Source organism: Rothia sp. HMSC065C03 (assembly GCF_001837295.1).
Taxonomy (GTDB): Bacteria; Actinomycetota; Actinomycetes; order Actinomycetales; family Micrococcaceae; genus Rothia.
Genome location: NZ_KV831988.1, coordinates 145117 through 168282 on the forward strand (window position 1 = coordinate 145117; position 23166 = coordinate 168282).

At 58.1% G+C, this 23166-nt stretch carries 17 protein-coding genes; 6 read left to right on the forward strand and 11 right to left on the reverse strand.

What is annotated here, in order from left to right:
* The first annotated feature begins 284 nt into the window (after nt 1–284).
* Nucleotides 285–1886, forward strand: a complete 1602-nt coding sequence (locus tag HMPREF2605_RS04035) for an ATP-binding protein (protein ID WP_070605131.1) — start codon at nt 285–287, stop codon at nt 1884–1886.
* A gap of 92 nt (nt 1887–1978) precedes the next feature.
* Here HMPREF2605_RS04035 and HMPREF2605_RS04040 read toward each other — a convergent pair whose 3' ends face one another.
* The 3 genes from HMPREF2605_RS04040 to HMPREF2605_RS04050 form a co-directional block, all read right to left on the reverse strand.
* The gene (locus HMPREF2605_RS04040) at nt 1979–2899 is read right to left on the reverse strand and encodes a YwqG family protein (protein WP_070847036.1); all 921 of its coding nucleotides are present in this window, start codon (nt 2897–2899) and stop codon (nt 1979–1981) included.
* A gap of 41 nt (nt 2900–2940) precedes the next feature.
* Nucleotides 2941–3840, reverse strand: a complete 900-nt coding sequence (locus tag HMPREF2605_RS04045; RefSeq protein WP_070605136.1) for a YwqG family protein — start codon at nt 3838–3840, stop codon at nt 2941–2943.
* A 312-nt stretch (nt 3841–4152) separates the two neighbouring features.
* Complete coding sequence (locus HMPREF2605_RS04050) at nt 4153–5175, reverse strand: ABC transporter substrate-binding protein (protein ID WP_065423914.1); 1023 nt, start codon at nt 5173–5175, stop codon at nt 4153–4155.
* Nucleotides 5176–5298: 123 nt separating this feature from the next.
* Between HMPREF2605_RS04050 and HMPREF2605_RS04055 the strand changes: the two genes are divergently transcribed.
* From HMPREF2605_RS04055 to HMPREF2605_RS04065, 3 genes are all read left to right on the forward strand, one after another.
* Nucleotides 5299–6588 carry a FecCD family ABC transporter permease gene (locus HMPREF2605_RS04055; RefSeq protein ID WP_070666893.1) on the forward strand — a complete coding sequence of 430 codons (1290 nt, stop codon included), beginning with the start codon at nt 5299–5301 and terminating at the stop codon, nt 6586–6588.
* Nucleotides 6589–6613: 25 nt separating this feature from the next.
* The gene (locus HMPREF2605_RS04060; protein WP_070847038.1) at nt 6614–7666 is read left to right on the forward strand and encodes a FecCD family ABC transporter permease; all 1053 of its coding nucleotides are present in this window, start codon (nt 6614–6616) and stop codon (nt 7664–7666) included.
* Between the two features lie 280 nt (nt 7667–7946).
* A complete protein-coding gene (locus HMPREF2605_RS04065) occupies nt 7947–8630 on the forward strand; it encodes an integrase (RefSeq protein ID WP_070847040.1) in 684 nt (227 codons plus the stop codon).
* A gap of 37 nt (nt 8631–8667) precedes the next feature.
* Here HMPREF2605_RS04065 and HMPREF2605_RS04070 read toward each other — a convergent pair whose 3' ends face one another.
* On the reverse strand, nt 8668–9705 hold the full coding sequence (locus HMPREF2605_RS04070; RefSeq protein WP_070847042.1) for a magnesium and cobalt transport protein CorA: 1038 nt from the start codon (nt 9703–9705) through the stop codon (nt 8668–8670).
* A 262-nt stretch (nt 9706–9967) separates the two neighbouring features.
* Here HMPREF2605_RS04070 and HMPREF2605_RS04075 point away from each other — a divergent pair, with 262 nt between their 5' ends.
* Nucleotides 9968–10672: an S-layer homology domain-containing protein gene (locus HMPREF2605_RS04075; RefSeq protein WP_053088885.1), complete on the forward strand. Its 705-nt coding sequence runs from the start codon at nt 9968–9970 to the stop codon at nt 10670–10672.
* 56 nt (nt 10673–10728) lie between these two features.
* Here the strand turns inward: HMPREF2605_RS04075 and HMPREF2605_RS09260 are convergent, their stop codons facing one another.
* The 7 genes from HMPREF2605_RS09260 to HMPREF2605_RS04110 form a co-directional block, all read right to left on the reverse strand.
* A complete protein-coding gene (locus HMPREF2605_RS09260; RefSeq protein ID WP_080973386.1) occupies nt 10729–12330 on the reverse strand; it encodes a pectate lyase family protein in 1602 nt (533 codons plus the stop codon).
* A gap of 374 nt (nt 12331–12704) precedes the next feature.
* Entirely contained in the window at nt 12705–13997 is a 1293-nt protein-coding gene (locus HMPREF2605_RS04085) for an adenylosuccinate synthase (RefSeq protein WP_049338292.1), read from the reverse strand.
* A 236-nt stretch (nt 13998–14233) separates the two neighbouring features.
* Entirely contained in the window at nt 14234–14704 is a 471-nt protein-coding gene (locus tag HMPREF2605_RS04090) for a DUF4870 domain-containing protein (RefSeq protein ID WP_012904287.1), read from the reverse strand.
* Nucleotides 14705–15000: 296 nt separating this feature from the next.
* A complete protein-coding gene (locus HMPREF2605_RS04095; protein WP_070847043.1) occupies nt 15001–16083 on the reverse strand; it encodes a pyruvate ferredoxin oxidoreductase in 1083 nt (360 codons plus the stop codon).
* A gap of 183 nt (nt 16084–16266) precedes the next feature.
* Nucleotides 16267–17247, reverse strand: coding sequence for a hypothetical protein (locus HMPREF2605_RS04100; protein WP_070847045.1), 981 nt, complete (start codon nt 17245–17247; stop codon nt 16267–16269).
* Between the two features lie 116 nt (nt 17248–17363).
* Nucleotides 17364–18179: a type VI secretion protein gene (locus HMPREF2605_RS04105; protein WP_070847047.1), complete on the reverse strand. Its 816-nt coding sequence runs from the start codon at nt 18177–18179 to the stop codon at nt 17364–17366.
* Nucleotides 18176–18814 (reverse strand): hypothetical protein, encoded by a 639-nt coding sequence (locus HMPREF2605_RS04110; RefSeq protein WP_070687191.1) that lies wholly within the window; start codon nt 18812–18814, stop codon nt 18176–18178. The genes HMPREF2605_RS04105 and HMPREF2605_RS04110 overlap by 4 nt, the downstream gene beginning before the upstream one ends.
* Nucleotides 18815–19178: 364 nt before the next feature.
* On the opposite strand from HMPREF2605_RS04110, the gene HMPREF2605_RS04115 reads away from it, so the two are divergent.
* On the forward strand, nt 19179–23126 hold the full coding sequence (locus HMPREF2605_RS04115; RefSeq protein ID WP_371440515.1) for a S8 family serine peptidase: 3948 nt from the start codon (nt 19179–19181) through the stop codon (nt 23124–23126).
* Nucleotides 23127–23166 lie beyond the last annotated feature (40 nt).

Here is a 23166-nt window from a genome sequence, read left to right on the forward strand (position 1 = left end):
TGCGGGTACCTATGTGTCGTTTATTGCGGATTATGACGGGGCATCATATCAGCTGTCATAACAGAAGTTGTTATGACGGCTGTTATGATGCGCGCTCAATCAGCGCCGGCAAAATACCCGGTTTTAGCTTGCAAATCCGGGGTTTTCAAGGTTCAAGGCGCGAGGAAAATATCGCATCATAACAACATTATCGCAGGATCATAACAACTTCATAACAGAAATTGTTATGATGCTGTTATGACGTTGCTATGACGTTCACCAAGAAGTAGCCATCGGGAGCATGCATGGAAACAAACACCGCCGAACTCATCAAAAACCTACGCCATAACCGGGCTGAAAACGGGCGGGTAGAAGTCAAAGCTGCCGCTGGCGGGTTCCCTAAGTCCGTTCTTGAAACCGTTAGCGCCTTCGCTAACGGCGACGGTGGCACCATCCTTCTTGGCCTGACCGACCCGGCAGAGGGTCTGCAACCGGTTGAAGGTTTCAATGCACAGGCAGTCCACGACGCATCCGTTGAGGCAATCCGTTCCAAGATCACGCCTCGACCCCCGGTAGATATTCAAATTGAGGCGGCAGATGAGCAGCACCGTATCGTGCGCATCGACGTACTCCCCGGCGACCCGACGCAGAAGCCCTACTACATCGAAACACACGGCATGTACAACGGCTCCTACCAGCGCGTCGGCGAGGCCGATATTCGCCTCACCAAGTACGAGATTGACCGCCTCCTAGAGAACCGCAGTCAGCCCCGCTACGACGAGGAACTCGTCAGCGAGGCAAGCTTCAAGGACCTCTCACCCACCCTCGTCAGCGCCTACGTTGCCCGCCTCCGCGAAGAACAGCCTCGCGTTTTTGCGGCGCTTTCTGACCGTGAGGTTCTTCTGCAGGCACGCATTCTGCGCATCGATTCTGAGGGTCGAGAAGTGCCCACTCTTGGGGCGCTTCTCGCCATGGGCTCCTACCCGCAGGCGTTCTTCCCGCAGCTGATGATGAGCGTCGTTGTTCTTCCCGGTGAAGAACTCGGTGAGGTCACCGAGGACGGTCGACGTTTCCTAGACAATCACAGCTGTACCGGGCCTATCCCCTCCATGCTGGATGAAGCGATGGGCGTTTTGGTTCGCAATATGCGCAAAACGTCCACGATGGAGGGTCTCAACAGCAGCGGTATCGGGCGGGTTGAGCGCTACGAGTATCCGCTGGAGGCTATCCGTGAGCTCCTGGTTAACGCCCTCATGCACCGCGACTACTCGCCGGGTGCGCGCGGCTCGCAGGTGCAGGTTGAGCTCTACACCAACCGCCTGGTGGTGCGTAGCCCGGGTGGTATTTACGGTGCCGTGACTATCCGAGATTTTGGTCAGCCCGGTGTTTCTTCAACCCGCAATAGCTACCTGGCGAGCATTCTGACTGACCTGCCCGACCCGGCGACGGGGCGTTTGATTGCGGAGAACAGGGCTTCGGGTATTCCCACGGTTCTGCGCGCGCTGAAGGAGGCGGGTCTGCCCGCTCCCCAGTTTGCTGACCGTCTACTCTATGTGCAGGTCACTCTGATGCAACCCCCACAGGATGTGTCTTCTACGGAACAGAAGACCACACCTGAGGATAAGACTCAGCAAGCAACCCATTCCACGGGCAAAGATTCAGCCGACGCCGTCGAACCGACGGGAGTCGACGTGTCGCTTGATGGTCTCAGCGAACGCCAGGCTGGTATTGTGCGCGGCCTGCGCGCACAGGGCGAGGCTGTTTCCACGGCGTATATCCAAGAACATTGGGGTCGGGGCGCTTCACGTACCTCCATTACGAATGACCTGCGCAGTCTTGTGGAGGCGAAGCTGATTGTCCCGACGGCTCCGCCGCGTAGTAAGAACCGTAAGTATCGCGCTGCTTAGAAGTGCCCGATAAAAGGTACACAAAAAGGGGAGGGAAATAGAGCGGTTATTCTCTATTTCCCTCCCCTGCGGCTACTCAGCCAAGACCTTACTTAGCCGCAGGCCCACTCAAAGACGACCTGCGAGAAATCGCGGGCGGCAAGCGCCTCCGGAGTAATCAGCCAGTTCGCCGCACCGGCATCACCCCACATGATCTCGATTTCTTCGTCTTCGTTCTCCTCGTTCTCCGACTCAGAGACGATAGTCAGCAGGTTCACCGTGTGGCCGCGCAGCTCCTTGAACTCGTCACGCGGGTCATTCTGCACGAAGAACGGGTATCCGCCCACGTGGGAGTACTCTTCATCCGATTCGAAAGGCTCCGTCAGCTCGTAGAGAGCTTCGCGGCGAGGCTGGTTCTTGTACGGGTTCTCGTGCGCTTCGGGCAGCAACTCATCCGGGTAGGTTTCATCCCATTTCTTGCCAAAGAGGTCATAGTAGTCGTAGCCGGATGCGGTCACACCCTGCTCACGCACCTCAAAGGTCATGCCGTACTCAATTTCGAGCGGGCCGCTCTCACAGTCGAAACCGCCGATGGGCCAGCCGCCTTCGTCCCAGTCCACGGTCGGGAACGGGGCATCCGGGTTCGGCTCACCCAACGTCTCGTAGTAGACAACACGGTGATTCTTCTGCGAGAGAGGGTTCTCGTAGTCGTAACCCCACAGGCATTCTTCGTCGTTCGGGTCCATCCAGAACTGCAGCAGACCGGTGGCGGGGTACAGGTCGTTTTCGGGCAGGTCAGCGCAGTTAATCTGCGCAATCATACCCAGCGGCTCACCCTTCTCATTGGTCGGTGCGGACTCGCCAGCGGGCAGGTAGGGGCGGCCACCAAACTTGGAGGCAGTCTGCGGCAAGGGATCGGCGGGAACGAAGGGCTTCAGCGCGATAGCCTTCTTGCGGGCACCCTCCTGGTTGAGCAGGTCGATAACGTGCTTCGCCTGCTTCTCGATGTCCTTGAACGGCTTGTTGTCGAGCATTTTAGAGTCTCCTCATTGATGATGTGAAAGTAATACGGTGTCTAGCTGCAAGCCCACTCAAAGACGACCTGCGAGAAGTCGCGGGCGGCAAGTGCCTCCGGGGTAATCAGCCAGTTCGCTGCACCGGCATCACTCCATATCACGTACACGTCCTCCTCAGCATCCTCGCCCCACTCCGACTCGATAGTCAGCAGGTTCACCGAGTGGCCGCGCAGCTCCTCAAACTCATCGCGCGGGTCACCCTGCGCGAACGAAGGGTAGCCGCCAATATACGAGTAATCCCTCTCCTCCGATTCGAAGGGCTCCAGCAGGTTGTAGGAGGCGTTATCGCGTGCGTTCGGGTTCTCGGGAAGCTTCTGGTCCGGGTACATTTCATCCCAGGCATCAGCGAACTGGTCGTAGATTTCGAGGCCACCGTCCAGGAAGCTCTGTTCCCAGGTCTCGAAGGCAAGTGCGTACTCGGTGGTCGCCTCAGAAACGTCCTCGCCCTCGGGGCCCAGAGGCCAATCGTATTTATCCCAATTCACGGTCGGGAAGGGGGCATCCGGGTTCGGCTCATCCAACGTCTCGTAGTAGACCACGCGGTGGTTTTTCTGCGAAAGCGGGTTCTTGTAGTCGTAACCCCACAAGCACTTTTCGTCGTTGGGGTTAATCCAGAACTGCAGCAGACCGGTTGCTGGGTAGATATCATTTTCGGGCAGGTCGGCACAGTTAATCTGCGCGATCATGCCCAGCGGCTCACCTTTCTCATTGGTCGGCGCAGACTCCCCGGCGGGCAGGTAGGGGCGGCCACCAAACTTGGAAGCAGTCTGCGGCAGCGGTGCATCGGGGCGGGTCACCTTCAGGCGGATTGCCTGCTTGCGGGCGCCACGCTCGTTGAGTGCGTCGATGACGCGGCGTACCTGCGCCAGGGTCTCTTCGGAGGGCTTATTCTTCGGCATTACGTGCTCGTTTCGTCGGTGAATTAATCGGTGTGGAAGGTTCGGTGTGTCAGGCGCGGGCAACGGTACCGCTGCGCCTTCTACCCCCATTAGACCCTATTTCGGGCGGGCGCGCACCGATTCCGGTCACGAGTGCATCCAGTGGGTAAAAAAGCAGGTACACAGCACGCAGAAAACAAGTGCGTGCGCACAGAAAGCCCCGCCTCCTCACCCTCATGCGCGGGCATGAGAGGCAAGAATGCGGGGCTTCCCAGTCATTCTCAGTGGAACTCAGTGGTTCTCAGTGAATCTCTACACGAGACGGTGAAAGGCTTAGAGCGCCTTTTCGATGGTCTCCAGAACACCAAGCGCGGCAGCCGGGCCAGCGTTCAGGAAGAACATATCGGCATCCACGCTGTGCGCGTGCTTCTCGGTGACAGCCTTGAGGGTGCTCCACAGCGCCTCACCGGTCAGCTTGGACTCGTCGCCGCCCTGCACACCGTAGAACAGGTAGTCACCGTCAGCCTGGTCGAGCTGCTCGGAGCTCAAGTCGATGGAGGTCTTCTCAACCTGCGCAGCTGCGGGACGTGCCAGGGACGCATCCGCGCAGATGGAGCCCACGAACGAGGACTTCGCGAAGATGCGGGTGCGGTCAGCGGAAGCGTACAGGAAGGAGAAGGTCTTCTCGCTGCCAGCCTTCTGACCGACCGACTTCGCCTTGGTGTTGTACTCCTCCATGAGCTTCTCAGCCTTCTCGGTGGTGCCCAGCGCGGCAGCAATCAGCAGGAAGTCCTGCTTCCAGTTGACGCCGGTGCCCTCGGTGACCACGGTCGGCGCGATCTTGGCGAGGGACTCGTACAGCTCGTCCTTCTTGTTGGTGTTGTTGATGAGGATCAGGTCGGGCTTGAGGTTTGCGATGGCCTCAACGTCCGGGTCGGTGCGCTTGCCGACCTTGGCAATCTTGTCGAGCTCTGCGGACTTATCGGAGAACTTGGTCTTCAGGTAGGTGGGGACCAGGTCGGCGTCACCGGCAGTTGCCGCGCCGACGGGCACGATGCCCAGGGAGAGCACGCCGTCGAGCTGACCGGTGGAGAGAATCACGACCTTGGAGGGTGCGGATTTGATGGTGGTTTCACCGCGGAAGTGCTTGACGGTGCGGGGGAATTCGCCGTCAACGGTGGTGGTGCCCATGCCGGAGGGCAGGGCGGAGGGTGCCACCTTCTTACCGGTCGCAGAAGCAGACGCGGAGGAGGAAGAGCCGGAAGTGTTGGAGGAGCCGCATGCCGCCAGGGCGAGGGCGCCGAAGGAACCGAGTGCGAGTGCGCCGAAGGAGCGGCGGGTGATCTTGTTCGTCATATTTGCCATTTTATTAGGATAACCTCATATATGCATATGCGATACTTAATACTCATCTATTGATACGTTAAGCATCCTCCGTCCGCACGGGAGCGCACCGCTCCCCCACCACCTCCAAGGCATATGACCCCACAGACCACCACCCCTTCCGGACCCGCCGTCAGCGAAGGCTCCACCGTCAGCGCTGCCTCCCTGGCGAAAATTCGTGCCCTCTCCGCTTCTTCGGACGCCGTATCTGGCGCCTCCTCGGGCGGTCAGGGCGGCAAGTCTATCTCGCGTCTGGCGGTTGCGCTCATTATTGGCGGCGTTCTGCTGGTGCTGCTTTGCGCCCTGTCGTTTGCGGTGGGTTCGCGCATGTTCCCCCTGGATCGCTCCATTGACGGTTTCCTCCACCCGGAGGCGAACACTATTGAGTCGAAGCTGATTTGGGCGAAGCGTGCCCCGCGTACCGCCGCGGCGTTGCTGGTGGGTGCCGCGTTGGCGGTGTCGGGTGTGCTCATGCAGGCGTTGAGCCGTAACCCGCTGGCTGAGCCGGGTCTGCTGGGTGTGAACTCGGGTGCTGCCGCCTCCGTGGTGGTGGGTGTGGGCGTTTTTGGGGTGTCCTCCCCGTTCGTTCAGCTGTGGCTGGCTCTACTGGGTTCGGGTCTGGCAGCGGCGCTGGTGTTCGTCATGGGCCTGGTGGATTCTAAACCGAACCTGGATTCGACGGCGCGTCTGGTGCTGACTGGTGTGGCGGTGAACGCTTGCCTGGGCACGATTACCGGCATTATCACGATGTTTAATTCGAAGGCTTTTGATTCGCACCGTTTCTGGGTGGTGGGTTCGCTGGAGAACCGCACCTTTGAGCAGGTGCTGTCTGCGCTGCCCTTTGTGGCATTGGGTTTGGTGCTCTCTTTCATGCTGATTGGTCCTCTGCGTGCCCTGGCACTCGGTGAGGATGCGGCAGCCGGCTTGGGCGTGCCGGTGACGATGGTGCGTGGCGCGACGATTATTGCGATTATGGCGCTGTGCGGTGCAGCGACTGCGGTTGCGGGCCCGATTGGTTTTGTGGGTCTGGTCGTGCCGCATGTGGTGCGTCTGCTGGTGGGTTCCGATATTGCGCGCGTGCTGCCGCTGTCGTTGGTGTACGGCCCGGTGTTGGTACTTGCCTCCGATATTTTGGGTCGCGTTCTGGTCATGCCCAGTGAGCTTGAGGTGGGTATTGTGACCGCCTTTATTGGTGCCCCGGTGCTGATGGTTCTGGTGCTGCGTTTGAGCACCGGTGCGCGCGGTGCGAAGAAGGGCCGCATGGGTTCGAAGGCGCAGGCGCACGATGAGTCGGGTCCGGCTCACGTGTCGGAGCACGGTCCGCATCGTGCTCAGCGCCCTGTTGCGCGTGGTTCGTCTGGTTCGACTGGCGTATCTGGTTTGTAGGCCCCGGTTTCTGAGAGGTTTTATTGTGAGCGTTGTGTCTCGTTCTGTAGCCGGGTCTGCTGTTGCCGGGTCTGTGCGTATCCCGGGGCGTTACCGCACCCCTATTCCGCGTACCCTGCTGGTGGTGGCGGTGCTTGTGGTGGTGGCGGTCGCCTCACTGGTGTTTGGTAGTTATCAGATGAGCCCGGATCAGGTGTTTCGCCTGATTTTTCAGGGTGAGGGCACGGAGATTGAGCGTCAGCTGGTGTTGAATCAGCGTCTGCCGCGTATGCTTGCCGCCGTGGTGGTGGGTGCGGCTTTGGGCTTGTCGGGCGCTATTTTTCAGTCGGTTTCGCGTAATGCTCTGGGCTCGCCGGATATTATCGGCTTCACGGTGGGTTCGGCGACCGGTGCCCTGTCTGTGGTGCTGATTGGGTCGTTGAGTTCTACCGGCGTGGGTATGGGCATGGGCGCTATTATTGGCGGTTTTGCGACGGCGGCTGTGGTGATGCTTCTGGCGGGTGCGCGCGGTGGCGCGACGATGGGCCAGAAGATGGTGCTAATCGGTATTGCGGTCAGTGCGATGCTCAGTTCCGTGAATGATTACCTGATTACGCGCGGTGATTTGGAGAAGGCGGAGGCGGCGAAGACCTGGCAACACGGTTCGCTGAATGCGCTGTCGTGGAATCAGATGTCGGTTCAGGCGGTGCTGCTGCTGGTGGCTATTCCGCTGGTGCTGATGCTGACGCGTCGCCTGCGCACCCTGGAGCTCGGCGACGATTTGGCGGCGGGTCTGGGTCTGCCGGTGAAGAGGACCGTGAACCTGCTGGTGGCGGCTGCCGTGTTGCTGGTGGCTGTGGCGATTTCTGTTGCGGGTCCGATTGGTTTCTTGGCGTTGGTTGCCCCGCAGATTGCGCGTCGCCTGTGGAATACTCCGGGTACTGCGATGTGGCATTCGGCGCTGCTGGGTTCGGTGATTTTGGTGCTGGCTGATTTTGTGTCGGCTCGTGCGTTGGCGCCGTTCCAGATTCCGGTGGGTTTGGTGACGGGTGCGCTGGGTGGCGTGTACATGCTGTGGTTGCTGTACCGTCAGCGCTAAATCTGCCGCCTCATTCGGTGTGAGTGACCGGGTGTTCCCCACTGTGGGGGCACCCGGTTTTCTGCGTTTCACGAGCAGTTTCCGCGGACGGTTTCCAGGGGCGGTTTCAGATTTTTTCAGAATTTTCCCAGTTTTACCCCGGGGTAGATTAAAAACTGCTTATCGTGTCAGGGGTCGCTCATAGAGTGTAGGTGTTGGAAGGGACGATCCTTCCGACCGGGCACACCGCCTCCTCCGGTGTTGCCGCTAGGTTGATTCAGCATCTACGGAAGGAACGGTCATGGAAAACACCACTCACGAGAGCCAGTACGCAAACGCAGAGATTTCCTGCACCGCAGATGAGCAGCTGTGCCGTGACGCGGAGTTCAACCTGCTGATGCAGGCGGGCACCATCGTTCGTATGGAGCGCTTCAACGTGGAGGAGCTCCGCGGCGTTCTGGAGCAGCTGGTGGCTGAGGGTTCGTGCTTCCGCACCGCCCCGGTGTCCTCGACTATGGGCCGCGTGATGCGTCAGCTGACTCAGGGTGCTTCCGGTTACGAGGCGAACCTGGCTGAGCTGCGTGCGGCGGCGCAGAACGCTCTGCTGTTCGTGTTCCCCCTGGAGAAGGACCTGGAGATGTGCCTGCGCTTTGAGCGTGTGCAGGGTACCGGTCTGGCGCTGACCCGTCTGGGCGTGAGCCCGGTCAATGGTGACCTGTGGACTCAGCACTGGGCGATGCGCGCGCTGGAGTGCACTGGCGGCGTGTTTGCGGTGGAGTCTGCTCCGGGTGCGTGCAATTTTGAGCTGCGCCGCGAGATGTTCTACGCGATGCTGTCGCTGGTTGAGCTGTCGACTTTGGGTCTGTCGGCTGAGCCGGAGGACTTCTACATGTTTGCCGATTCGGAGGCTGTGTGTAAGAAGTTCAAGCGTGAGCGTCGTGATTGCCGCCGCGCAATGCGTGCCCAGTACGACCGCGCCGCATAAGGCATATCGTGTATGCCTTATGCGGCATACGCGCATATCAGAGCCATTTATTCTTCTTGAAGAACCAGTAGAGGAGCAGACAGGAACCCACCATGAGCAGCAGTGCGGCGGGGTAGCCGAACTCCCACTTGAGTTCAGGCATGACCTCAAAGTTCATGCCGTACACGGAGCCAATGATGGTGGGCACCATGAGCAGCGCCGCGTAGGCGGAGATTTTCTTGGTGTCGTCGTTCTGCTGCTGGCCGAGCAGGGTGTCGTGCACGCGCAGGGCGTTTTCGAGGGAGCTGCGAAGGTCTTCGAGGCGTTCTTTTGTGTGCACCACGTGGTCAAGCACGTTGCGGAATTGCCGGGCGAGTTCGACCGCTTCTTCATTCTTTTCTTCTTCGGATGCGCTCGGGTAGGGTGAGGGGTCGAGCGCGCCGGTGCGTATCCCTTCGATGATGCGGCCGATCATGGATTCGAGGGGCCGGCAGGCACGCTGGAAGTCGATGACCTGGTTGAGCAGTTCGTAGATGCGTTGCGCGAGGGGGTAGGCGTCCCGGCGGTCGCCGGTGGAGAAGAGGATATCTTCGATTTCGTCATTGTCGTTTTCGAGGCCGTCAAGCACGGGTGCGTACCCGTCGACGGTGCTGTCAAGGATGCGGTGCAGCAGTCGGGCGGGGGATGCGTCGGGGGTGGCGTAGAGCAGGTTGAACTGGTCGTTGATGCTGCGGTCGCTGCGCTGTTCGTCGCGGACGAGCGCGAGGGTGTAGCGGGGGCCGGTGAAGAGGTGCAGTTCGCTTAGGCGCACTTCTTCTTCTTTGTCGAGGTAGATGGCGGGGCGGATGACGGTGAAGAGGGAGTCGCCGTATCGTTCGAGTTTGGCGCGCTGGTGGCCTCGTCCGGCGTCTTCGATGGCGAGTTCGTGCAGGTTGAAGATTTCTTGCAGGCCGTGTAGTTCGTGGATGCCGGTGTTGGCGTATCCGAGGGCTACGGCGGTGTTGGGCTGCTGGTAGGCGTTGAGGGTTTCTTCTTCGGGTGCGCCTATGCGGATGCGGTCGCCGCTGGGGTAGATGGCTCCGGTAATGTAGGTCATCGTTGTCCTCCTCTGAACGCTTTGGCGCCACGTGTGCGGGGCGCTCTTTCCAGCATACGGCACACGCCCCGCCTGGTCACATGTGCAGGTTCGGAGGCGCTGGGGGCTGGGGTGTTGTGGTGAATCTTGGATTTTCTTTTTAAGATATCTGGGAGTTGTAGAGTTTCAACCTTCCCTTGAAAGCCAAGAAAGTCTAAACTTCTAGTTAATAAGACTGAGATTGTCTTAGAACCAACCACTATTTTCTTTTAAGGAGTCAACGATGCTGTTGAAACCGTTTGTGAAGGGTGCGGCGTGTACTTTTGCCGCTGCTTCTCTCTTGTTGTCTGCGGTGGCACCTGCTTCTGCAGCGCAATTGCACCCTAAGACTTTTTCTCCTTTTCCGGGTGATGAACTGGAAGTCACCTGCATTAATGAGTCTGAATACAATACCCCGGGTGATTACCAGGATAAGGTGATTGCTTGGGCGGAGTGCACTGGGCTTATTACTCACGGCCGCCGTCTTTATCTTCAGAAGAACAAGAATGCTCGTCAGCCGGCGATGACTCGTGGGCAGCTTCTTGAGTTTCTGTACCATGTGAAGGGCAGGCCCGTGGTTAAGGATCTTCCTGCTACTTCGCCATATAGCGATATTTCGGTCAATGACCCGCACTACCCTATTGCTATCTGGGCTACTCGTGAAGGTATCAGCAGCGGATGGGGAGACGGAAAGTTCCATTACGACGCCACCGCATACATTGATACTGCGCTCATTTTCCTTTATCGAATGCACGGTAAGCCGACGGTCAACCTTACCCCCATCCCCGAAGAATACGCACATTGCGTTAAAGAAAATAGCGACATGCACAAGGCACGTAGCTGGTATGGTTCACCAAACATGAGCTGTGGGTATATCGATAATGATGAAGTTACTTTTTCAGATATTCTATATACCCTCTACAGATTGGATTTGATGGGAATCTTATAGAATATTTTGGGGCTCTATATCAATACTGATATTGATATAGAGCCCCAAATTTTTATTTAAAATTCCACAGAATTAGATTCATAAATACCGCGACTGTAATTAGAATTTTTGTCAAAATATTTCCGGTTTTTCTTGGATTCTTCTTCAATGTCATACATTCCATACCGCATAACAAAGTTATTAATCGTGACATCCATATACCCTGCACGCCACGGGCCAAAGTGAACTTTCCATGAGTAATTATCTGGATGCTTCTTACGATGCTCATCGTAGGCATCACCACCAACTACCACAATATCCCTACAATTTTGCTCAAAGTAGAAGCCCCACCGTGCAGCACGTACATCTTTCTCCGCTTTTACAGCACCATCACCTACCTTATGAGGATTATCGGAACGTGGAGCGATGAACTTACATTCATGCGACCAATTGCTAATGTACCAATTGGCTGCTTGATTATTTTGAGCTTGACCATGAACTGTATCGAAGTAGCTGGACGATTCGCCAATGCAACCATCAAAGATATTACGCTCAAAATCACTTACCCAGCCATGACCCCCATTTTCTTGAGCAGTGCATCCGATAAACATATTACGACTTGCCGCAACATACCAGCCTGCACCAGCCTTACCTGCATATGCGTAATGTGGCTTCCCCTCCTGGCGCGACTGATACAGCGATTCTCCAGACGAATACCGGTGGTTATACCAACTCGTTGACTGTGAAAACTTACACTGCGAAGCGTAGACCTCAATGCCGGCATAATTCCTGCCACACTTGTTGGCATCGGATACATCCAACATACTGAACTTATTATCAGCTGCACCGATACCATCCACATTAATTGCCTTATGACCAATAGGTTTACCCACAAGGAATCCCTGCCTCCATGTCATACGCACGCGAATGTCATGGACCTTCATCGCACGGTCATGGAGACCCAAAATAGCAACTCCCATATCTGTATCCCAGATTTCAAGGTTCTCTAGTGTTGCAACTGCTTCAGGCTCAGGCCGATAGTTTTTATTTGCATAGTACGTATGCAAAATAACTCCCGCCACACCCTTCATAATGGGAGTGTGCCGAGCCCGACTATAAGGGTCATCCCGATTTAGACGGACATTATCAGCATTCGTACGAATAACTAAATCACGAACCCCAAAACGCATAGGGGCCTCAGAGAACCACTGATTGGCCCCCTTATCACCTGGCTTTGGCTTTTCCGGTCCAGCAACAAGGTAAGATCCAACGTGGAAAACACCAACACACTCCGCTTCGTCTTCGTCCTTCTGCACTAGGTCACCGCCAGGATGAGCAATAATCTGTGTGGCCTTACCATGCCCAAAGATTTCAACCCGGTCAAGTAGCTGAATAAAAGGAGCACTGACCCTGTACTTTCCAGCAGGAATTTCTAGAGCTCCACCTCCAGCTGAAGCCAAAGTCCTTACTGCATCATTAATGGCCTGAGTACAATCTTGAGACCCATCAGCTTTCACCTGCGGATTACTCAGGAGATTAATGTAGTTTTTCGTGTGATTTTGCGGAGTAATTCCACCTTGAACTTCATCAGCATGCGCATCAGCGTATACCATTGCTGAAGCAAACGGAACTGACAATGCGGCGCCAGCAATCATTGAGCGGCGCGATAATGCAGACATCACTGTCTCCAATCGTGTTGAGTGAGAATATTAAATGCATCCAGCACATAAGTATTTTATGACGTATTAGCACTTAAATCCTGTATACCGATTCGGTATATCTTGGATAATCTAATCTTATCACTCACGCAAAATAAATTTTATCCGTATTTATGGTTTTTGAATTTATTCATTTAAAGATAAACCTCATATTAGATAATTATTTAACCCTGACTACAGAAAAGTCTACTCATTACTATAAGCATTTATCAACGTCAGAATGACACTAATTCAAAATAGTGCCCTAAATAAGACAGTATGTTACAAATTATCGCAGCTAAAAGGACCCCCGATGAGGCACTTAAAGCCTCGCCAGGGGTCCTTCGCGTCAGTTTTTAGTCTTCGTTGATGAGGTCGCGGACCACGATGGTCTGGTCACGGTCCGGGCCCACACCAATCGCGGAAATACGGCAGCCAGAAATCTCTTCCAGCTTCAGCACGTACTTGCGGGCGTTCTCGGGCAGCTCATCCAGGCTCTTCGCATCCGAAATGTTCTCGGTCCAGCCGTCGTAGTACTCAAAAATCGGCTTAGCGTGGTGGAACTCAGTCTGAGTCATCGGCATCTCGTCGTGGCGCACGCCGTCAACGTCGTAAGCCACGCAGACCGGGATCTTATCCAGGCCGGTCAGCACGTCCAGCTTGGTGATGAACAGGTCGGTGAAACCGTTGATGCGCACAGCCTGACGCGCCAGCACGGCGTCGTACCAGCCGCAACGACGCGGGCGGCCAGTGTTCACACCGAACTCGCCGCCGGTGGTGCGCAGGAACTCGCCCATCTCATCGAACAGCTCGGTCGGGAAGGGACCAGCACCCACGCGGGTGGTGTACGCCTTCTGAATACCGATCACGCGGGAGATGCGGGTCGGACCCACACCCGAACCGACGCACGCGCCGCCGGAGGTCGGGTTGGAGGAGGTCACGAACGGGTAGGTGCCGTGGTCAACGTCCAGGAAGGTTGCCTGGCCGCCCTCCATCAGCAGGGTCTTACCCTCGTCCAGTGCCTTGTTCAGCAGCTGGGTGGTGTCCACAATCATCGGCTTCAGACGCTCAGCGTAAGACATGAAGTACTCGACGATCTCGTCAACCTCGACGTGGCGGCGGTTGTAGACCTTCACCAGCAGTTCGTTCTTCTGGCGCAGTGCGCCTTCAACCTTCTGACGCAGGATCGACTCGTCCAGGATGTCCTGAACACGCACGCCGAGGCGACCAACCTTATCCATGTAGGCGGGGCCGATACCGCGGCCGGTGGTGCCGATAGCGCGCTTGCCGAGGAAACGCTCGGTCACCTTGTCCATGGTCTGGTGGTAGGGTGCGACCAGGTGTGCGTTAGCGGAAATCTTTAGGCGGGAGGTGTCTGCACCGCGTGCCTCAAGGCCGTCAATCTCAGCGAACAGAGCTTCGGGGTTAACAACCACGCCGTTACCAATCACGGGGACGGCGTTATCGCTCAGAATACCCGCGGGCAGCAGCTTCAGCTCAAACTTCTGGCCGTTCACCACCACGGTGTGACCGGCGTTGTTACCGCCGTTGGGCTTGACCACGTAGTCTACGCGGGGGCCGAGCAGGTCGGTTGCCTTACCCTTACCCTCATCGCCCCACTGGGCGCCCACAATCACGACAGCTGACATTTTTGTGCTCCTTGAAAGCCTTGAAGATACGCACCGGATTTCACGGCGCGGCGGCGACCTACCGCCTCATGTTTCGGGTAGGCACAGCTCTTCTAATGATACCGTGCCCGTCCCTTTAAGTCCCGTGTTACGGGGCGGTAGGCGTGCCAGATCCGGTGCCGGTGAGCCTCACCGGGCACGGCAACGCCCCCATCCGATATTTGGACGGGGGCGCTACCGGTATGAGCTTATGAAGACTACTTGATGATCTCGATGAAGGTCATCGGGTAGGTGTACTGCTCACCGCGGTTTGCGGCCAGAGCAGCCAGGCTGTGGAAGATAACCATCAGGATAGCCACAACCATCGGGACGACCCACAGGATGATGCCCAGGATGCCGAAGGTCAGAATAATCAGCAGCCAGGAAGCCATGCTGATGACCCACAGGGAGAAGTTGAAGTTGAACGCGCGGCGGGATGCTTCCTTAGTGAAGGAGTAACCGGGCTTGTCCTTGTAGATGAACCACATGACCAGCGGCGCGAGAATACTTGCGGATGCGAAGGACAGCAGAGACAGAATTGCAGAAGCCAGGTGCGCGAGCATCGCCATGTTCTGGTCGTCCTTGGAGGAGACTACGTAACCGTTGGGCTGCTGACCCGGCGCCTGCGAGTAGGAGGGTGCCTGCTGGGAGTACTGGTTGTACTGTTCAGGGTTCGGGTTCTGGGACATCGTTCTTTTCCTTAATCTATCGATGAGTGGATACAGCTAATCGTTGAGGCGCGGCTAATCATTGAGGCGCGGCGGCAGGCTAACTCGCCGTTTTCGGCGGGTGCCCGCCTCGCTCGGCTTGGTCGCAACGCTCGTGATGGTTTCACCCTATCAAGGCAAAGTAAATGGAATATTAACCCTCGCCGGACAACAGACGAAGAAACCCGAATATGACATAAAAAAGACGCCTCTGCCCCTCCACGCGGTGTTACGTACGTGGAGGGGCAGGTCGTTATACGGTGTGGATTGGCTTGAGGTTAGTCTTGTATCTCTACATCGGGTGAGCCAGGATGCGCGGCGGGCTTATGTAGTGCGGCAGGCTCGCGCTGTGCGGCGGCCTCGCGCGGTGCCGCAGACTCGCGTAGCTTTACACGTTCCCGCCTTTTCAGCGCCTCATACTCATCGAAAAAACCATGTTTCTTCGTGTATCCGTTGATGCCCGTGTAGTCGTCCGGCAGGCGGTTGTACACCAGGTAGTACCAGAACTCGGCATGTACCGTCTTTGTTTTCTGGATGAGTTCCCTCAGCCGGTTCTTATGCTTCACAGCCTGAACAATACCCACAATCCACAGGATCGGCACCACAAAAAATGATCCCAGACCGATAATGATGAAGAAGAACAGCATCGACATGCCGGCATTATTATCGAACATGCTCACCAAAGGAACCAGCACAAACGGGTTCAGTATCAGTAGGACAATAAGCACGGCTTTCCAGAAGGTGCGCTGACCCTCGATCTCTTCAATGTTGGAGCCAGCCAACGGATTATTGATGGGAACGTAGCCCACCGGTTGCAGCTCGGCCGCCCGCGATATGGGGTTCTCCTCAGCCTTGACCGGGTTCAGGTGGGCGGCGCACGCCTGCATGGGTGCGGAGGATTCAAGCGAGCGGTCCAGCAGGCGCATTTCGATAAGTTCCGAGTCGGGGATGCCGAAGAACGGCTCAGGAATAACCGGCAGAATAGCGCCCGGTTGCAGACCGAGGTGTTCCAGCCGAACGTACTCGCCGTAGGCGTGCGTTGCCTGAGCCTGCTCTTGCTGAGCCTGTTCAGTGGAGGCGAGCGCTACCGGGTGGTTCGCCTCGTCGTCCTTGCGAGATTCGTGAGTATCTTCCGGGGTGTCTTCTGAGGTGTCTTCCGGTTCGTTGCTACCGTCGGAGTCTTCGCTGTCGGAGGCTTCGTGCAGCTCAACGTCTTCATTTTTCTGCGTCTGCTCGCCCATGAGTAGCGTCATGTATTCCGGGATAGACTGGTCGGTGTCCCAGAGTGGCTGGTACGCCTCTTCGTGTTTCATATTTTCGTGATGCGTACCTTCACGCTTCGCGGTGGGTCGGTCTGCCATGGTCGTCTCCTTCGCTCACCAGACATACTCCTAGTGGCACCACCGTACCAGCGAGCGCTGGGCGCTCCCTTGAAACCTACCTGATAAAAGCTGAGAAAAAGCCCCCGACAAGCTCCAACACGCACGTGTTAACACTGCCGGGGGTTCAGCGCTACCAGAGTCCAGGGGCTCACGGGAAGTCGACTACGATACATCCGCTGAGTTTGGATCAGAGCTTGAGGTAGGGCTCGGGGCACTCAGCGGCTGAGGGGCTGACGCCACCGAAGACATCGAAGACGCTGCACCCAGGATTCCCTGCATTTCCTCGGAGTCCCTAGGCAGGCGGTCATACACCAGGTAGAACCAGAACGACCCGAGAGGCATGGCCTTCCACTTCAGCGCCCGATACTTTCGGCTCACTCGGAGTAGCGCAAAAATCAGCGCACCAGCCCACAAGAACAGGGGAAGACCAAATGTCGCCAGAGAAAGCATCAGGAAGAAATAGAAAATAAACCCGCCGAAGCTAGGATCCTCTGTAACAGTAGCCAACAGAAGATAAGTCAGGGGATTAAACACCACACCCACGAAGAAGAGCACTATGAACTCAGGCCACGCCTTCCACCACAGGTCTGATACACGCACCTTACCCGCAAGTGGGGTCGCTGAGATGTACCCAATAGGTCGTGGTGTACCCGCTACTTTCCCCTCCTGCCAGGTGGGAAACACACTTGGCACCTGCTGGTATGCAGATGCACCAGTATCCGTGCCCATGGGGGACATTCGGCGCATCGTGGGGCCCGGGCGGCCATACAGCGGCCGGTTCAGCACCGGGTACCCCTCTGCCGAAGGGAAAAAATTCGCAGCCAGCACAGACGGTGCAGGCGCAGAAACCGCCAGAGCGGACGCCGCAGGATTGGGCACTGCAGGAGCGGGAACCGCAGAATAGGACACTACAGGAACCACAGGGTCAGCAGGCGCGGATGCAGAACGAGCCTTCTGTATCTCCAGGACCTCCTTCACAGGCTCGGGAATCTCCCCGGTTGGTGCGGGAACGGGCGTTCCGTGAAGCAGCAAAGCCGAATAATCGGGGGCGGGCTGCTCCATATCCCAGAGGGGCTGATACTCGCTATCGCTCTTCTCGGTTGGGTTCTGAGGGTTTTTCGGTGCTTCGCGATGCTCCGCCACGGTGACCTCCTCCAATGCTTGTCTGCTGTTATGTGTCTGTTGTGTTGTCTACATTGTGTGTTCGATGCGCGGGGGCTCAATCCCGCAGCTGTTCTTTGAGCCAGTGGCTCATCTGCTTACGCCTCGTCCGATTCGTTAAGCCGCACAAGGCTCAGAATCCACGCCATACACCAGATGATGCCGGGAATCCCCATGAGCCCTGCGCTCACCTGATTCACCGTTGCAAAGAGAGCTGCGACGAGTTCTCCCTGCCCGAACAGAGCGGTGACGGAGAGAATCCCCGCCGCAATATACGGATTCAGGACGGAAACTCCCAAGAACAGAAGCCATGCCTTCTGCTTCTGGAACGAAGTGGGCGGGGGGCCAGGGTCCATCACCGGTTGGTCGATATCACCATAACGAAGTGAATCGTCGCCCTCCTGGCTTCCTTCAGAGGAGGAGGTGTACTCGTACACCAACCGGAACTTGATTCTTTCCTCGGTCTCGCGCTTACCGGTGGATTTCACCATCACAGCGAAGAAGTTGATAACAGCCCACAGGGAGAAGAGGAACAGCACCAACGGAAGAATGCCGAAGCTCAGCATCGAAAATCCTACGCCTGCCCCAAAAAGAGATACCAGGGTTTCTTCGCCCAGGATAGGACCTCCCAGGATATAGACGAATGGATCCGCCACGATAGCCAACGCCAGGTACGCCAGCGCCTCCTTCCCAGCTCTCTCTGAACTCGGCTTACGGTAAGGAACCGACACGGGGCTGTACCCGACCAGTTCACCGCCGTGCTCCTCCGGCAATTCTTCCTCGGGGAGAGTCTCTTGAACGTCATCCGCGTGGATGTGCATCAGCTGCGGGTTGGGGTAGCCGTAATACACCTGCGGTGCCATCTTCAAAACACGCTGACCAGGGGAAGCGGGCTGATTCTTATCGGCGGTCATGATTCCTCCTCAGGGTGCGACTCAAGGATGCGGTGCAGCAATGCCTCAGCTGAGCTACCGTCAAGCGGGGTGCATTCGTACACCAGCCGGAACTGAAAATCCTGCTGAACCTTGTGCTGCCTAATGAGCAGGCGCGTCGATTCGACAGCATCCCCAACAGCATTTAGAAACTTTCCTACGCAGAGGAGCAGCAACCAGATTTCTGCGACGAGGCCAACAAAGCCCACAAGCAAAATCAGCGGAGGGAAATAAAAGAGCGGAATCAACAAGGCAAAGAAAATCATCGCCGTTTCCTCGTCCACTCCCCTGAAACCCAGGCTGAAAAGTACCGGACTCATCAGCACGAGAAAAAAGACCACCCAGAACACCATCCGAAGCAGCGGCCCCAACACATACCAGGTGAAGCCGCTCCAGTCTGTGAATAGGCTCTTCATATCCAAGGTTTCGGGTGGCTTCTCCACGGGGGCGTAGCCGACCACCTCGCCAATCTGCCAGGCGGATGAGCTGTACTCGGTGAGGATGCCCTGCACCTCTCCCCTATGGATGCGTTCCAACAGTGAGCCGGGACGGCCGTAAACAACCTGGGACGACATCAGCAGAACAGAATCGTCACCAGAAACGCGTCGCTTGACCATGGTTCAGCCCTCCCTATCCCATCATTTTTGATAGATGTTCAATAGATGGTTTTACAGTAACAACCGAACCTGAAAAGAACCTGAACCCAAATGCAAATGAAAAACGTGAAAAAGAAAAGAGTCGAACATGTCCACATTTTGATGCATTTAGGAGTAATAAACGCTTCACAAGCCACTTTGGGGTGTATCCTAGTTCACATCTAGTGTGTTCAAGTTCAGCTGGAACCCACCAGAACAACACCACAAGCCTCCCAGAAACACCCCGGGAGCCAAGCAAAGGAGCACCGTGACACACACCGCCTCCCCAAACCCCCGCGGCCGGTCGCACCGACGCCGAATCGGCAGCGGGCTACTCACCCTCAGCATGGCGCTGAGCCCCCTCGCAGCACTGGGCACCACCGCCCACGCCGCAGAAGACCCCGACGCCGTCAAGCAGGTACTCAGCGAAAGCATGAAGAACGCCAGCGGCACCGTCACCGCCTTCGTCCGCTTCAAGGGTAAGGGCGCCTTTGAACAGACCCAGCCCGCAGGCGTACGCGCCGGCGTGCAGGCACCCGTCAACACCAGCTCGCAGGTGCAGGCAATCGCCTCCCAGGTGCAGAGCCAGGCACAGCAGGTCAGCAGCCAGTCCGGCGCACAGGTCCTCTACACCACCCACAACGCGGTACGCGGCGTGGCAGTGCGCGGTGACGCCGAGTCCATCAAGGCACTCGCCAACCGCTCCGACGTAGAGAAAATCTCGCCCATCCTGCCCAAGTACCGCCAGAACGCGGGCGCCGCCATTGATGCAGGCTCCCTCGCCACCTGGACCGGCACCACCAACCCCGCCGGCGCGGGCGGATACACCGGCAAGGGCGTGAAGATCGCCGTCATCGACTCCGGCATCGACTACACCCACACCGACTTCGGCGGTAGCGGCAAGCTCGAAGACTACGAGAAGGCATCCAAGCTCACCGAGCTGCCCTCCGCAGACTCCGGACTCATCAACCGCACCAAGGTTGCTGGCGGCTACGACCTCGTCGGTGACGCCTACGACGGCACCAACACCGCAACCCCCGACGGCAACCCGCTCGACTGCACCACCGGCGGCCACGGCACCCACGTGGCGGGCACCGCGGCAGGCTACGGTGTGAACGCCGACGGCACCACCTTCACCGGCGACTACAGCAAGCTCACCGCAGAGCAGCTCAAGACCATGAAGATCGGCCCCGGCGTCGCCCCCGACGCTGAAATCTACGCCTTCCGCGTCTTCGGCTGCAGCGGCAGCACCAACGTCGTTATTGAGGCGCTCGACCGTGCCCTCGACCCCAACGGTGACGGCGACTTCTCCGACCGCGTGAACGTGGTCAACATGTCCCTCGGCGGCGAATTCTCCCCGCAGGACGACCCCGAAGCCTACGCCGTTGACGCGCTCACCCGCGCCGGCGTGCTCTCCGTGATCTCCGCAGGTAACGCCAACGACTACAGCCTGCGCGGCGACACCTACTCCAACTCCGGTCACCCCGCCACCGCAGCCAGCGCAATCACCGTAGCTAACGCCTACGGCTCCACCCGCGCCGTCGATGCGGCAGAGCTGACCGACCCCGCCACCGGCACCACCCGCAAGGTACGCGGCGACTACAGCGTCTCCTACCCCTGGGCACAGGCGGGCACCAAGGAATTCACCGGTGAACTCACCGCAATCTCCGAGAACAACCGCTACGCCTGCAACGCCCTCAGCGCCGACGAAGCGGCAGCTGTAAAGGGCAAGTGGGTGCTCATCGACTGGGCTAAAGATGACGGTGAACTCGCCTGCGGCTCCAAGGTGCGCTTCGACAACCTAGAGGCGGCAGGCGCCAAGGGCGTTCTACTTGCAGGCAACGACGAAGAACCCGGCCTGGGTATTGCCGGTAACGATACCCTGCCCGGTTTCCGCCTGGCAGCATCCGCCGCTAAGGACCTGCGTGCACAGATCACCGCAGCAGAAGCGGCAGGTAAGCCCCTGACCGTGCGCCTCGGCAACGAGCTGAAGTCCTCCCTGCGCGTGGACACCGATAAGCTGGATCAGCTGAACCCCATGAGTGCCCGCGGCTTCCACGGTAGCTACGGCTACACCAAGCCCGACATTGCGGCACCCGGCTCGTACATCACCTCCGCGGCGGTGGCGACCGGTAACAACTCCGTGACCTTCAGCGGCACCTCCATGGCGGCACCCTACGTGACCGGCTCCGCCGCCCTGGTCATGCAGAGCCACCCGAGCTACACCCCCGCACAGGTCAAGTCCGCCCTCATGAACACCGCAACCCACGATGTGCGCACCGAATCCGGTGCCGCATACGCGGTGGACCGTGTGGGCGCCGGACGAGTCGACACCCTCGCTGCCGTGCAGTCGAAGTCCCTCGTCTACAACACCGACAAGAGCGGTACCGTGTCCCTGAGCTTCGGCGTGCTCGAGTACGCACCGGATACTGGCGTTCAGACCCTCACCCGCGAGGTGACGGTCGAGAACACCGACTCCGTGACACACACCTACGCCCTGTCCTACGCTGAAAGCACTAATATTCCCGGTGTGGAATACTCCTTCCCCTCCGCGGTCACCCTCGCACCCGGTGAAACTAAGAAGTTCGAAGTCACCGTGCGCATCGACCCGTCCAAGCTGGAGAAGACCCGCGACGCAGCAATGGACACCACCCAGAACGCAACTGACTACTACACCGGCAACGAAACCGTTCCCGAACAGTACCGTCAGTACATTGCCAGCGCATCCGGCCGACTCGTCCTCACCGAAGACGGCACCAAGGCGCTGCGTCTGCCCGTTCACGTGGCACCCAAGCCCGTGAGCACCATGCACGCTGCCGAAGACACCGTCACCTTCACCCAGAAGCCCTCCAGCGACGAGGCTCAGAAGGCAGACACCGGCTGGACCAAGTCCCAGATTTCGCTGCGCGGCACCGAGGTCAACCAGGGCGGCTACCGCTCCCTGCTCGGCGCGTTCGAGTACGGTGCGAGCGTGGACCGTGTGGCTCCCACCTCCCTGTCGCTGAACAGCAACGTTAAGGCGAACCTGCAGTACGTCGGTGCTTCCTCGGATGCGCCCGCACTGAAGGCAGCCGGCGGCAACGCCGATGACGGCACCCTGCGCTTCGGTATCTCCACCTGGGCGAACTGGGATGTTGTCTCCTACGAGAACACCTTTACCGTAGAAATCGACACTGACGGCAACAACCGCGCCGACTACAAGCTGGTCACCGACCGCGCTAAGGGCCTGGACTACCCGCTGGTTCGCCTCTACGGCTACAAGAATGGCAACCTCGTCGAGCTCGGCTACTACCCGCTCAACGGCGCCTGGGGTGATGTGGACACCAACATGATGGACACCAACACCCTCATCATGAGTGCACCCCTCAAGGACCTGGGCCTGACCAGCGCAAACAACCCGGACATCCAGTACCGAGTCAGCGCAACCACCCAGTACGAGTGGGGTAACGTCAGCGAAACCGGATGGATCAAGTACCGCCCCTTCAGCCCCAAGCTGTGGTTCAGCGGCGACTCCTCCGCCGTGGCTGGCCTCCACCCGGATGCCTCCAGCACCACCCTGACGGCGCACCGCTCCGCTGACGCAATCCCCGCGCTCGGCGAATCCGGTACCCCCGCCAAGGCGCTGTTGCTGCACCTGCACAACGGCACCGGCGACCTCTCCGGCACCAACGGCGCCAAGGGCAACCGCGCCGAGGTGCTGAACATCAAGGAGCAGCAGACCGAGTACATCACTCCGTCCCGCTTCACCGATGTGAAGAACGGCGACCAGTTCTACACCGAGATCTCTTGGTTGGCTCAGCGCGGCATCACCACCGGCTACCCGGACGGCACCTACCGCCCGCTGGAGTCCGTGGAACGTGGCGCAATGGCGGCGTTCTTCTACCGCATGCAGGGTTCCCCGCAGTTCACTGCCCCCTCCACTCCGAGCTTCAAGGACGTGCCCACCACGCACCCCTTCTACAAGGAGATTGAGTGGATGAAGGCTCAGGGCATCACCACCGGCTACTCGGACGGCACGTTCCGCCCCTCCGCACCGGTGAACCGTGACGCCATGGCTGCGTTCTTCTACCGTGCAGCGGGTTCCCCGCACGTGGATCTGCCCGCGACCAGCCACTTCAGCGATGTTTCCACCGATAACCAGTTCTACCGTGAAATCACGTGGCTGGCTTCGAAGGGCATCAGCACCGGCTGGCCGGACGGCACCTACCGCCCGGTGACCCCCATTGCGCGCGACGCAATGGCGGCGTTCATCTACCGCTACACCGAGAAGGTCGCTAACCAGGCCGGCCGCTAGACGGTAGCTAACCGGTAGCGAACGGTTCGGGTCCCCTCCC

Excerpts from the sequence above, each read along its gene's own strand:
- HMPREF2605_RS04075 (WP_053088885.1), top strand. The coding sequence starts at position 9,968 with ATGCTGTTGAAACCGTTTGTGAAGGGTGCGGCGTGTACTTTTGCCGCT.
- HMPREF2605_RS04045 (WP_070605136.1), bottom strand. The coding sequence starts at position 3,840 with ATGCCGAAGAATAAGCCCTCCGAAGAGACCCTGGCGCAGGTACGCCGC.
- HMPREF2605_RS04035 (WP_070605131.1), top strand. The coding sequence starts at position 285 with ATGGAAACAAACACCGCCGAACTCATCAAAAACCTACGCCATAACCGG.
- HMPREF2605_RS04050 (WP_065423914.1), bottom strand. The coding sequence starts at position 5,175 with ATGACGAACAAGATCACCCGCCGCTCCTTCGGCGCACTCGCACTCGGT.
- HMPREF2605_RS04065 (WP_070847040.1), top strand. The coding sequence starts at position 7,947 with ATGGAAAACACCACTCACGAGAGCCAGTACGCAAACGCAGAGATTTCC.
- HMPREF2605_RS04055 (WP_070666893.1), top strand. The coding sequence starts at position 5,299 with ATGACCCCACAGACCACCACCCCTTCCGGACCCGCCGTCAGCGAAGGC.
- HMPREF2605_RS04115 (WP_371440515.1), top strand. The coding sequence starts at position 19,179 with ATGGCGCTGAGCCCCCTCGCAGCACTGGGCACCACCGCCCACGCCGCA.
- HMPREF2605_RS09260 (WP_080973386.1), bottom strand. The coding sequence starts at position 12,330 with ATGTCTGCATTATCGCGCCGCTCAATGATTGCTGGCGCCGCATTGTCA.
- HMPREF2605_RS04040 (WP_070847036.1), bottom strand. The coding sequence starts at position 2,899 with ATGCTCGACAACAAGCCGTTCAAGGACATCGAGAAGCAGGCGAAGCAC.
- HMPREF2605_RS04085 (WP_049338292.1), bottom strand. The coding sequence starts at position 13,997 with ATGTCAGCTGTCGTGATTGTGGGCGCCCAGTGGGGCGATGAGGGTAAG.
- HMPREF2605_RS04090 (WP_012904287.1), bottom strand. The coding sequence starts at position 14,704 with ATGTCCCAGAACCCGAACCCTGAACAGTACAACCAGTACTCCCAGCAG.
- HMPREF2605_RS04095 (WP_070847043.1), bottom strand. The coding sequence starts at position 16,083 with ATGGCAGACCGACCCACCGCGAAGCGTGAAGGTACGCATCACGAAAAT.
- HMPREF2605_RS04105 (WP_070847047.1), bottom strand. The coding sequence starts at position 18,179 with ATGACCGCCGATAAGAATCAGCCCGCTTCCCCTGGTCAGCGTGTTTTG.
- HMPREF2605_RS04110 (WP_070687191.1), bottom strand. The coding sequence starts at position 18,814 with ATGGTCAAGCGACGCGTTTCTGGTGACGATTCTGTTCTGCTGATGTCG.
- HMPREF2605_RS04070 (WP_070847042.1), bottom strand. The coding sequence starts at position 9,705 with ATGACCTACATTACCGGAGCCATCTACCCCAGCGGCGACCGCATCCGC.